The organism is Streptomyces sp. NPDC054840, from assembly GCF_053611065.1.
Genome location: NZ_JBSGZP010000005.1, coordinates 24,581 through 35,782 on the forward strand (window position 1 = coordinate 24,581; position 11,202 = coordinate 35,782).

At 72.0% G+C, this 11,202-nt stretch carries 13 protein-coding genes; 10 read left to right on the top strand and 3 right to left on the bottom strand.

Features of this window, described 5'->3' with window-relative positions:
* Positions 1 to 54: 54 nt before the first annotated feature.
* From ACWGIU_RS01100 to ACWGIU_RS01125, 6 genes are all read left to right on the top strand, one after another.
* Complete coding sequence (locus tag ACWGIU_RS01100) at positions 55 to 1,401, top strand: NAD(P)-binding domain-containing protein (RefSeq protein ID WP_453701602.1); 1,347 nt, start codon at positions 55 to 57, stop codon at positions 1,399 to 1,401.
* An 83-nt stretch (positions 1,402 to 1,484) separates the two neighbouring features.
* Positions 1,485 to 2,777, top strand: a complete 1,293-nt coding sequence (locus ACWGIU_RS01105; protein ID WP_453701603.1) for an amino acid deaminase — start codon at positions 1,485 to 1,487, stop codon at positions 2,775 to 2,777.
* A gap of 174 nt (positions 2,778 to 2,951) precedes the next feature.
* A complete protein-coding gene (locus tag ACWGIU_RS01110; RefSeq protein WP_453701604.1) occupies positions 2,952 to 4,535 on the top strand; it encodes an N-acyl-D-amino-acid deacylase family protein in 1,584 nt (527 codons plus the stop codon).
* A gap of 23 nt (positions 4,536 to 4,558) precedes the next feature.
* Positions 4,559 to 5,575 carry a YdcF family protein gene (locus ACWGIU_RS01115; protein ID WP_453701605.1) on the top strand — a complete coding sequence of 339 codons (1,017 nt, stop codon included), beginning with the start codon at positions 4,559 to 4,561 and terminating at the stop codon, positions 5,573 to 5,575.
* A 123-nt stretch (positions 5,576 to 5,698) separates the two neighbouring features.
* Positions 5,699 to 5,884, top strand: coding sequence for a hypothetical protein (locus ACWGIU_RS01120; protein ID WP_453701606.1), 186 nt, complete (start codon positions 5,699 to 5,701; stop codon positions 5,882 to 5,884).
* Between the two features lie 207 nt (positions 5,885 to 6,091).
* Positions 6,092 to 6,547 carry a nitroreductase family deazaflavin-dependent oxidoreductase gene (locus tag ACWGIU_RS01125; protein WP_453701607.1) on the top strand — a complete coding sequence of 152 codons (456 nt, stop codon included), beginning with the start codon at positions 6,092 to 6,094 and terminating at the stop codon, positions 6,545 to 6,547.
* Between the two features lie 6 nt (positions 6,548 to 6,553).
* Here the strand turns inward: ACWGIU_RS01125 and ACWGIU_RS01130 are convergent, their stop codons facing one another.
* Entirely contained in the window at positions 6,554 to 7,105 is a 552-nt protein-coding gene (locus tag ACWGIU_RS01130) for a GNAT family N-acetyltransferase (protein ID WP_453701608.1), read from the bottom strand.
* A 188-nt stretch (positions 7,106 to 7,293) separates the two neighbouring features.
* On the opposite strand from ACWGIU_RS01130, the gene ACWGIU_RS01135 reads away from it, so the two are divergent.
* Positions 7,294 to 7,641 carry a hypothetical protein gene (locus ACWGIU_RS01135; RefSeq protein WP_453701609.1) on the top strand — a complete coding sequence of 116 codons (348 nt, stop codon included), beginning with the start codon at positions 7,294 to 7,296 and terminating at the stop codon, positions 7,639 to 7,641.
* Between the two features lie 139 nt (positions 7,642 to 7,780).
* Here the strand turns inward: ACWGIU_RS01135 and ACWGIU_RS01140 are convergent, their stop codons facing one another.
* Together ACWGIU_RS01140 and ACWGIU_RS01145 are read right to left on the bottom strand one after the other, a co-directional pair.
* Complete coding sequence (locus ACWGIU_RS01140; RefSeq protein WP_453701610.1) at positions 7,781 to 8,014, bottom strand: hypothetical protein; 234 nt, start codon at positions 8,012 to 8,014, stop codon at positions 7,781 to 7,783.
* Between the two features lie 13 nt (positions 8,015 to 8,027).
* A complete protein-coding gene (locus tag ACWGIU_RS01145; RefSeq protein WP_453701611.1) occupies positions 8,028 to 8,177 on the bottom strand; it encodes a hypothetical protein in 150 nt (49 codons plus the stop codon).
* Between the two features lie 302 nt (positions 8,178 to 8,479).
* Here ACWGIU_RS01145 and ACWGIU_RS01150 point away from each other — a divergent pair, with 302 nt between their 5' ends.
* The 3 genes from ACWGIU_RS01150 to ACWGIU_RS01160 all read left to right on the top strand — a co-directional run bounded on the left by ACWGIU_RS01150 (position 8,480) and on the right by ACWGIU_RS01160 (position 11,072).
* Positions 8,480 to 9,691 carry a pyridoxal phosphate-dependent aminotransferase gene (locus ACWGIU_RS01150; RefSeq protein WP_453701612.1) on the top strand — a complete coding sequence of 404 codons (1,212 nt, stop codon included), beginning with the start codon at positions 8,480 to 8,482 and terminating at the stop codon, positions 9,689 to 9,691.
* A gap of 124 nt (positions 9,692 to 9,815) precedes the next feature.
* Complete coding sequence (locus ACWGIU_RS01155; RefSeq protein WP_453701613.1) at positions 9,816 to 10,208, top strand: SCO4983 family protein; 393 nt, start codon at positions 9,816 to 9,818, stop codon at positions 10,206 to 10,208.
* Between the two features lie 210 nt (positions 10,209 to 10,418).
* A complete protein-coding gene (locus ACWGIU_RS01160; protein WP_453701614.1) occupies positions 10,419 to 11,072 on the top strand; it encodes an RDD family protein in 654 nt (217 codons plus the stop codon).
* Positions 11,073 to 11,202: the final 130 nt, after the last annotated feature.

Genomic DNA, 11,202 nt, shown 5'->3' on the forward strand with positions numbered 1-11,202 from the left:
GCCATGCTGATGACGCGAGCCATCGATAGATATCGAAACAACGAGGAGCCTGCCGTGAACGCGCCTGCCACCACCGACCTGCCCGTCGTCGTCATCGGAGCCGGCCCCGCCGGACTCGCGGCCGCCGCCCACCTCGTCGAACGCGGCATCGAACCGCTCGTCCTGGAAGCCGGGCATGCTGCCGGCGCCGCCGTCCGCGACTGGTCGCACGTACGCCTGTTCTCTCCGTGGGGCGAGGTCGTCGACCCGGCAGCCGAGAAGCTGCTCGCTCCCACGGGCTGGGTGAAGCCCGAGGCCGGCGCCTACCCGTCCGGCGGCGACTGGGCCGAGCTCTACCTCCAGCCCCTGGCCGACGCCCTCGGCGACAAGGTTCGCTACCACGCGACCGTCACCGGCGTCTCGCGCACCGGCCGCGACCGCATCGTCGACGCCGACCGCGAAGCCCAGCCCTTCGTCATCCACTACACCGCGGCCGACGGCAGCGAGGCGCGCGTCTTCGCCCGCGCCGTCATCGACGCCTCCGGTACCTGGTCCACCCCCGGCCCGGCCGGCGGCAGCGGCCTTGCCGCCCTCGGTGAGAAGAGCGCGGCCGACCGCATCACCTACCGCGTCCCGGATCTCAAGGACCCGGCCGTCCGCACCCGGTACGCCGGCAAGCGCACCGCCGTCATCGGCTCCGGAGCCTCCGCCTTCACCGCCCTCGCCTACCTCGCCGATCTGGCGAAGGAGGAGAAGGGCACCCACGCGGCCTGGATCCTCCGCCGGGGCATCTCCGGTTCCACCTTCGGCGGCGGCGAAGCCGACCAGCTCCCCGCCCGCGGCGCCCTCGGCCTGGCCGCGAAGGCCGCGGTGGACGGTGGCTACGCGGACGCCGTCACCGGCTTCCGCACCGAGGCCGTGGAGCGCGCCGCCGACGGCCGCCTGATCCTCGTCGGCGAGGACGGCCGCCGCCTCGACCCGGTCGACGAGGTCATCGTCCTCACCGGGCTCCGCCCCGACCTCTCCTTCGTCTCCGAGCTGCGCCTGGGCCTCGACGAGCGTCTCCAGGCGCCCCTGGAGCTGGCCCCGCTGATCGACCCCAACCAGCACTCCTGCGGCACCGTCTACCCACACGGCGTGAAGGAGCTCTCCCACCCGGAGAAGGACGTCTACCTCGTCGGCATGAAGAGCTACGGGCGCTCCACGGCCTTCCTCGCCATGACCGGCTACGAGCAGGTCCGCTCCATCGCCGCCGCCCTCGCGGGCGACCAGGAAGCCGCCGAACGTGTCGAACTCACCCTGCCCGAGACCGGCGTGTGCGGCGGCGCGGGCCTGTTCGACCAGCCCGAGGCCGCCGAGGCGACCGGTGGCGGGGGGGGGGCCGCCCCCCCCCCCCGAGCGGCGCCGCACGGGCGGCGTTGACCCACCGTCACCCGGGATGTTAGACAGCATGCAGCGGCACACGCAATGGCCGTTGCACATCGCGCAACCTCGGAGGCACCCGTATGGCCAGCGACAGCGACCCCGTCAAGGACCTTGCCGACGAGCCGGTCGACCACCGGTTCAAGGGCCTCCCCCCGGACGCCCAGGCGCAGGGCCTCACCGTCGGCCGGCTCGCCGCCGAGCGCCGGGATCTGTACACCGGCGGCTTCACCACCCCCGTCCTGACCCTCGACGCGGACGCGCTGGAGCACAACCTCGCCGCGCTCGGTGCCTACGCCGCCCGTCACGACCTGGCCTTCGCCCCGCACGGCAAGACCTGCATGTCCCCCCAGCTCTTCCACCGCCAGTTGGAGCACGGCGCGTGGGGCATCACCGCCGCCGTCCCCCACCAGGCCCGCGTCTACCGCGCCTTCGGCATCCAGCGGATCTTCCTCGCCAACGAGCTCGTCGATCCCGCCGCCCTGCGCTGGGTCGCCGACGAGCTCGCCGCCGACCCCGGCTTCCGCTTCGTCTGCTACGTCGACTCGGTGCGCGGGGTCGAGCTGATGGACCGCGCCCTGCAGGACCGGACACCGGCCGCCCGTATCGACGTCGTCGTCGAGCTCGGCGCCGGCGAGGGCGCCCGTACCGGCGCCCGTACCGACGAGGACTGCCGCGCCGTCGCCGACGCCGTCGCCCGCACCACCACCCTGCGTCTGGTCGGCATGGGCGGCTACGAGGCCGAGGTCCCGGGCGCCGACCCCGACTCCGTCCACGCGTACCTGCGCCGGCTCACCGCGCTCGCCGTCGAGTTCGACAAGGCCGGCCGGTTCCCCGCGGACCTCGACGAGATCGTCGTCAGCGCCGGCGGCTCGGCCTGGTTCGACGCGGTCGCCGACGTGTTCGCCGAGGTCCCGGAACTCTCCCGCCCGGTCCTCAAGCTGCTGCGCTCCGGCGCGTACGTCTCCCACGACCACGGCTGGTACACCCGGCTGACCCCCTTCAACCGGCATCCGGAGGAGGGCGGCCTGCGCCCGGCGTTCCGGCTGTGGACCCAGGTCGTCTCCCGCCCCTCCCCCACCCAGGCCTTCGTCAACGCGGGCAAGCGCGACATCGCCTACGACCTGGGCCTGCCCGAGGCCGAGCTGGTCCGCGACGCCCTCACCGGCGAGGAACGCCCCGCCGCCGGCGTCCGCGTGGTCAAACTGTCCGACCAGCACGCCTGGCTGGAGACCGACTCGGCCGGGGACGTGGCGGTGGGCGACTGGGTGGCGCTCGGCATGTCCCACCCCTGCACGATCTTCGAGAAGTGGCCGCTGATCCCGGTCGTGGAGGCCGACGGCACCGTCACCGACTACGTCCGCACGTTCTTCTGAGGGCTGGGCCGCAATCCCTGGTGGATCGGCGCACGGCGTCGGATGCGGTGCATCGCAAGGCGGAGGCGCGTCTGCATACCGGTTCGTATCCGGGCGCTCCGACAACGCGGCGAGGTGCCGTAGCCGTCGTCGTGCGCCGGCCGGGGATTACGGGCCAGCCCTTAGGCTGGGCCGGTGGACCTGGTCATCCGGGGGGCCCGCGTCGTCGACGGCACGGGCGGGCCCTCGTACACGGCCGACGTCGGTGTGCACGAGGGCCGGATCGCCGGGATCGGCAGGCTGCCGGGCGGCGGGCGCCGGACCCTCGACGCGCACGGCCTCGCCCTCGCCCCGGGCTTCGTCGACATGCACGCCCACAGCGACCTCGCCCTGCTCCGCGACCCGGACCACAGTGCGAAGGCCGCGCAGGGCGTGACCCTCGAAGTCCTCGGTCAGGACGGCCTGTCGTACGCGCCCGTCGACGACCGCACCCTCGGCGAGGTGCGGGCCGCCATCGCCGGCTGGAACGGCCCCGGTGACGACATCGACTTCGACTGGCGCACGGTCGGCGAGTACCTCGACCGGCTGGACCGGGCCCACGGAGGTCAGGGCGTGGCCGTCAACGCCGCCTACCTGGTTCCCCAGGGCACGGTCCGCGCGTACGCCCTCGGCTGGACGGACCGGCCCGCGACGGCGGCCGAGCTGGACCGGATGCGGCAGCTCGTCGCCGACGGCCTGGCCCAGGGCGCCGTCGGCCTGTCCTCCGGCCTCACCTACACCCCAGGCATGTACGCCACCAGGGCGGAACTGACCGAGCTGTGCCGGGTCGTGGCCCGTTACGGCGGCTACTACTGCCCGCACCACCGCAGTTACGGCCACGGTGCGCCGGCCGCCTACGCCGAGATGGTCGCCCTCACCCGGGAGGCCGGCTGCGCCCTGCACCTCGCGCACGCCACCATGAACTTCGGCGAGAACCGGGGCCGGGCACCCGAGTTGCTCGCCCTGCTCGACGCCGCCCTGGCCGAAGGCGCCGACATCACCCTCGACAGCTACCCGTACACCCCCGGCTGCACCACCCTCGTGGCGCTCCTCCCGGGCTGGGCGAACGAGGGCGGCCCGGAGGCGGTCCTGGCCCGGCTCCGGGACGACGCCCAGGCCGAGCGGATCCGCCACGCGCTGGAGGTCGAGGGCTCCGACGGCTGTCATGGCGTCCCCGTCGACTGGTCGACGATCGAGATCTCGGGCACCGCCGACCCCGCCCACGGCTCGTACGTCGGCAGGCGCCTGGACGGCTGGGAGAGCGCCCGCGCGCTCCTGCTCGGCGACCGGCTCGCGCCGACGATCCTCCAGCACGTCGGGGACGAGGAGAACGTCCGGGCGATCATGCGCCATCGCGTCCACACCGGCGGCTCCGACGGCATCCTCCAGGGCGCGAAGCCGCACCCGCGCGCCTACGGCACCTTCCCGCACTACCTCGGCCACTACGTCCGCGAACTCGGCCTGCTCTCCCTGGAGGAGTGCGTGGCGCACCTGGCCGGCCGGCCCGCGGCGCGCCTTCGGCTGCCCGACCGGGGCCTGGTCCGCGTGGGGTACCGCGCCGACCTCGTGCTGTTCGACCCGGAGACGGTCGCGGCCGGTTCGACGTACGAGCGGCCCCGCGTGCTGCCGGCCGGTGTCCCGCACGTCCTGATCGACGGGCGGTTCGTCATGCGTGACGGGCGCCGGACGGAGGTGCTGGCCGGGCGCTCGGTGCGCCGAACCGCCCACGATCTCCGGTAAATCAGACATCTACGATGGTCGGCATGGTCGCCTTCGTCCTCGCCGCCCTGCTTTTCCTCGCGTTCTGCGTAAGCGTCCGACAGGACCGGCGCCGCTTCCAGAACGCCGTGCTCCTGGGGCTGACTTTCCTCAGCGCGTTCTCCGCGCTGTTCCTCCAGGTCGGCAAGCTGCCCACCTGGGCGGCCGTCACGGTCGTCGTGCTCGCCTTCGCCTCACCGGCGTTCGCCACCCTGGCCCTGGGCGTCTTCCTCGTCCGCAACGGGCTGATCATGATCCGCAAGGAGGGCTTCCGGCCGGCCAACCTGCTGTCGATGCTGGCGGGCCTCGCGATCTTCGGGCTGATCGCGCTGCTGGTCCTCGTCGGCGTGGTCGGCTCCCCGCTCCTCGGCGGGATCGCGGGAACGGTCACCGTGGTCGCCGGCTACGTCTCCTTCGTCTTCTTCTGCTTCCTCGGCTACGCCTTCCTCTACGGACGGATCAAGGTCCGCGGCGACGTCGACCACGTGGTCATGCTGGGCTCGGGCCTGGTCGGCGGCGACCGCGTGCCGCCCCTGCTGGCCTCCCGCCTGCGCAAGGGACAGCAGATCTACGAGGCCCAGCGGGCCCGGAACGGCCGGCCGCCGGTGCTCCTCGTCTCGGGCGGGAAGGGCTCGGACGAGAAGGTCTCCGAGGCCCGGGCGATGGCGGACTGGCTGATCGCCCACGGCGTGCCCGAGCAGCACGTCGTACTGGAGGACCGCTCCACCACGACCGAGGAGAACATGAGCTTCAGCCGGGACATCATGACGGCGCACGACCCGGCCTACCGGTGCGTGGTGGTCACCAACAACTTCCACGCCTTCCGGGCGGCGATGCTGGCCCGCAAGAGCGGCGTCAACGGGCAGGTGCTGGGCTCCCCCACCGCGAAGTACTACTGGCCGAGCGCCACCATCCGCGAGTTCGTCGCGGTCTTCTGGGAGCACCGGGTCGTGAACCTCTCGATCTGCGCGCTGCTCACCGTCTTCGGTGCGCTCGGCACGCTGGCAGCGGTCCTCGTCTGAGCCGCGCGCACGCGGGGGTGCCGTGACTCCCCGGGGCCCCCCGGCGGCCCGCGCGCGGTCGAGGTGCGTTCATGGGGCGGCGGCCGGAGTATGGGGCCAGGGGAAAACCGTAGGAGGTACGCGATGGTCAGTGAACCCGATGAGCAGCCCACACGGTCGGACCGGCTCTTCACGGGCGGGGAGCGACCGTACGACCCCGAGGACCTCGTGATGGTGACCGGCCACGACCCGACTCCGGAGCGGATCGAAAAGGCCCGTCAGCTGATGGAGAAGGAGGGCCTGCAGGTCATCGAGCGCTACCTGCCGTAGGCGCCCCGGAGGCCCGGTACGGAGGTACTCGGGTCCTCGGGTACGGCCCACGGCTGCGGCGCGATGCGGATGCTGCCGAAGCTCCGCCGCGGGGTCGCCCCCCGGGGCGGAGCCGTCCGCTGTCCTGGGGCATGTGCTATGGGTCGGGCGCACCCAGAATCGTTCATGCTCGTTAGCCGCAAGGGGGAGACGACCCTAAGGACAGGAATGATGCACGCACTCGATGTCGACTGGGACCACCCCACCGACCCGCGACCCGGCCCACGGCTCGACCACGTACGCGCCTACGTGAGCACCGCGGGCGCCGACGGGCACCTCTGGCACGGCGTTCCCACCCTCCTGCTGACCACGCTCGATCGCGCGAGCGGCCGCGCCGTCCGCACCCCGTTGATCTACTGCGAGGACGCCGGCCGCCACATCGTCCTGGCCTCCGCCTACGGCGCTCCGGAGCACCCCCGGTGGTACCGGAACCTCACCGCCCACCCGGAGGTCCGCCTCCAGGTCGGCGCCGCCACCTGCACGGCGGTGGCCCGTACCGCCACGTCCCAGGAGCGGGAGGTGTACTGGGAGATGATGACGGCCCTGTGGCCCCCGTTCGAGGACGACCGCGCCGCGGCCCGGCCCCGCGAGATCCCGCTGGTGATCCTGGAGCGCGTGGGCTGACCCGGCTCAGCGCGTCGGCGCGGCGACCGCGCTGTACGTGCGTCCGCCCGCGAGGAAGTCGCCCAGCGGGACCATGCCGAAGCCGTCGACGTGCACCTTCCAGGACGGCACGTTCCCGGCCTCGATGAAGGCGACCACGGCTTCGGCGCTCTCCGAGGCCGCCGCCACGGCCATGGTGAACAGTGCCCGGGCCACACCACGCCCCCGGTACGCGGCGGCGACCACGACCGGCCCGTAGAGCATCCACCGCGCCTCGGCCAGCGGACGCCCCTGCCACTCCAGCGACTCCTCGGCCCGGAGCAGGCCCGCGACCGGTGGCGACGGGTCGGCCAGGGCCGTGGGCGCCGACAGCGCGAGCAGCCCGGCGATCCGGCCCCCGTCGTCCGCGACCAGCAGTTCCCGCGCACCGGCCATCGCCCGCAGCGTGCCGACGTCGAACCGGCCCTGCACGAAACCCTGCTCCGCCCGCTGCCGTTCCGTCAGCGCGTCGTGGTGGTTGGCGGCGCAGAGCTCGGCCATGGCGGGCGCGTCGGCCTCGTTGGCGTACCGGTACTGCATCCCGCGATCGTGCCACGCCCCCGCGGCCGGACCCCGCCGCCGACACCAGAACCTACGGGTGACACGGAGGCGGTGTTGAACGTGTTCAACACTCTGGCAGTATGGCCTCCGGTGAACCTGCCGGAGCAGCGGGAATGCGGATCCGTCTGCCCTCGCGGCGGTTGCCACGCGTCCGGAGGTGGCACGACATGGCCCTGCCCTTGCTGCTGTTCGTCCTTGTCCTCGTCCTCGTGGGCCTGGCCGTGATCCTCACGACGAGCGCGGTCCTGGGCCTCGCGACCGTCGCGGTGAGCCGCAGGCTGCCACTCTGGGTCAGGATCACGCTGCTGCTGGCCCTGGCCGCCGGTTCGGCGGCGGCGTGGGTGAGCGTCCTGGGAGTCTGGAGCCTCTGGCGGCAGGGCGCCGTGGCACTGCCGTTCCTCACGACGGTCGCCTCAGGAGCCGCCCTGCTCGCACTCGAAGCTCTCACGCGCCGCTCACCCAGGATCCCGGCGCCGGCATGGCCCGTCCGCCGCCCCCCGGCCGCCGGTCGCTGAGGACCTGCCGCTCCCCCGTGGTCGCACACGGTCACTTCCCCCTCGCGCACACAGCGCCGGGAAAGCGGGGGCGGAGGGGGCGGGGTGCCTCGCAGCCGGGAGCCGCACGACCGGCCCCGGCCCGCCGAAGCCCCCCTCCTCACAGGTACTCGCGGGCGAATTCCACCGCCCATTCCACCGCCGCCAGGGGGACGCTGCCCGTGTGGGGGTCGATGGCGAGACGCGCGGATCCCCAGTCCTGGTCATGTTCGCGGAAGATCGCGAAGCGGGCCTCCTCCAGGACTCCTCCCGGCCTGACCAGGAACTCGATCGCCCGGTCGTCGCCATCCGTGCCGACCGTGGCGATCTCCATGTCACCGACTACGAAAACCACTGTCCCGCACTCCTCAGTTGCCGCTGCACACGAACACCAGCAGGACGAACGCGGTGAAAAGCGCCCCTGCCGCCATGACCGCGCCCACCGCGGCGACGACGACCGTGCCGACCCGTTCGGCGCGTCGGCGGTGGCCCGCCGGCTTCCACTCACCCTGATTCATGCGCCCAGCCTCCACCGAGGCACCGCGAGCCCACATGAGTGCGCGTACTCATCCGTGGTACTCATGCGGCCTACCCGGTCGCTCCTGATCCGCCCGGCCGCCCGGGGTGACGAGCGCAACACCAAAGCTCCCGCGCCTGCCCGCCCCCGCTCATTCCCCAGGCCGGAACGCGGACGCGGCCCCGAATTCCAAGGGGGGACCGCTTCCCCACCCACCCATTGTCCGAAATGGGACAAACCACCCCTCGGACCTCTCTTCGAAAACACACGTCGCGCTCGCACGCGGGCCCGTAAGCTCCCGTCATGCAGGTGATCCAGTCAACCAAACTCGCCAATGTCTGTTACGAGATCCGCGGCCCCGTGCTCGACGAGGCGATGCGACTCGAAGCAGCAGGTCATCGCATCCTCAAGCTCAACACGGGCAACCCCGCGGCCTTCGGCTTCGAGTGCCCCCCGGAGATCCTTGAGGACATGCTCCGCAACCTGGGCACCGCCCACGGTTACGGTGACGCGAAGGGGCTGCTCTCCGCGCGCCGCGCGGTCATGCAGCACTACCAGACCAAGGGCATCGACCTGGACGTCGAGGACATCTACCTCGGCAACGGCGTCTCCGAGCTGATCCAGATGTCGATGCAGGCCCTGCTCGACGACGGCGACGAGGTCCTGGTCCCCGCACCGGACTACCCGCTGTGGACCGCCTCCGTGTCCCTCGCCGGCGGTACGGCGGTGCACTACCGCTGCGACGAGCAGTCCGACTGGATGCCCGACCTCGCCGACATCGAGCGCAAGGTCACCGATCGCACCAAGGCGATCGTCATCATCAACCCGAACAACCCCACCGGCGCCGTCTACGACGAAGAGATGCTCCGCGGGCTCACGGACATCGCGCGCCGCCACAACCTGGTCGTCTGCTCGGACGAGATCTACGACCGGATCCTCTACGACGGCGCCGTGCACCACAACACCGCGGCGATCGCCCCCGACCTGCTGACGCTGACCTTCAACGGGCTCTCGAAGAACTACCGCGTCGCCGGCTACCGGGCCGGCTGGATGGCGGTCTGTGGCCCCAAGAAGCACGCCGCCTGCTACATCGAGGGCCTCACGATCCTGGCGAACATGCGCCTGTGCGCGAACATGCCCTCGCAGTACGCCGTGGCGACCGCGCTCGGCGGCCGGCAGTCGATCGAGGACCTGGTCCTGCCCGGCGGGCGGATCCTGGAGCAGCGCAACGTCGCGCACGACCTGCTCACCCGGATCCCGGGCGTCACCTGCGTCAAGCCGAAGGGCGCGCTCTACGCCTTCCCGCGGCTGGACCCGTCCGTCTACAAGATCAAGGACGACCGGCAGATGGTCCTGGACCTGTTGCGGGCCGAGAAGATCATGGTGGTGCACGGTACGGGCTTCAACTGGCCCGAGCCCGACCACTTCCGGATCGTGACCCTGCCGAACGCCAAGGATCTGGCCGACGCCGTGACCCGGATCGGGAACTTCCTCGACGGCTACAGCCAGCTGTAGCCGTGAACGGTGCAACTCGCCGGCATCCCAGCCGGCGAGACGCGTCCCCTCACAACAGGATTCAGCTCAACTTTAGAACCGATCCAATGTAGGATGGTCTCCTGACCACGCAGGAGGCCACCTCATGTACGAGCCGATCCGCACGAAGCCGGTCGTCCACCGCATGGGCGCGACCCCGGCCGACTATCCGCACAGCAGCCGCGGCGAAGCACTGGACATCCAGCTCGCCGGCCACCTCGAGGCCCTGCTCGCCGTCACCGACGAGCTCGGACTGGACGAGGGCGCCGCCGAGATCGCCGCCCAGGTCGCACGCCTGCGCGGAGCCCAGCCCGCCCGTGCCCCGCACCGCTCCGCCGAGGAATCCGCCGCGCTCCACCAGCGCGCGCACGACCTCGCCGCCCGAGCGCTCCTCGTCGCGGCGTCCCGCGCCGACACCACCGTCGCGATCCTCGCCGCCGAGCGCATGGACGCGCACGCCGCCGCCCTGGAGTCCTCGGACCTGGCCGGCGCCCTCTAGACGGCCCCGGTCCGGGGCCGCGGAGGCTCCGGACCGGGTGCCATGTTCCTTGCGCGAGGGCCTGCGGCAGGGGCGGAAATTGGACAGAATCCGGTGCTCCGAACACGATGAGGGCTGAAAGATCGCGGCAGCACGGGGGAGGCCGCTCCACATGGTCAATCTCCTCCACTCCGCTTCGTCCCCGTTCGAGCATTCTGGAGAGATTCGCCCATGAGCTTCGGCGACCCGAACAACCCCTACGGCCAGCAGCCCCCGCAGGGCCAGCCCGGCTACCCGCAGCAGGCGCCGCAGGGCGTGCCCCCGCAGTACGGCTACCCGCAGCAGCCCCCGCAGGGCGCCGCCCCTCAGTACGGCTACCCGCAGCAGACCCCGCCGCCGTACGGCGCGTACCCGCCGCCGGGGATACCCGCGCCGGGCATGCCGGGCACGGGGATGCCGCCGCTGGCGCACTGGGGTCTGCGCGTGGGTGCGACCGTGCTCGACGCGCTGATCATCGCGGGTCCGATGTACGCGCTCATCGGTGTCGGGGCGGCCGTCGCCACCGACGAGACGGGTGAGACGATCGCCGGCATCCTCAGCCTGATCGGCATGCTCTACACCCTCGGCATGTTCCTCTTCCAGAAGTACCGGGAAGGCACCACCGGCCAGACGATCGGCAAGAAGATCGTCGGCACCAGCGTGCACCGTGAGATCGACGGGGCCACGCTCGGCTTCGGCATGGCGCTCGTCCGCTGGCTGGCGCACTTCCTCGACGGCGCCGCCTGCTACATCGGTTACCTGTGGCCGCTGTGGGACGAGAAGAAGCAGACCTTCGCCGACAAGGTGTGCTCCACCGTCGTCATCAAGGTGAACAAGAACGGCTGATCGCCCCACGGTGAGGACCGGTGGCGACTCCCCGCACCAGGCCGTCTCTTTCGGATCTTGCCGGGTCCGCGACGCCCGGCACCGCACCCGGCCGCGTTGTCGGGGCGCCCGAGTACGTCCAGTACACGGG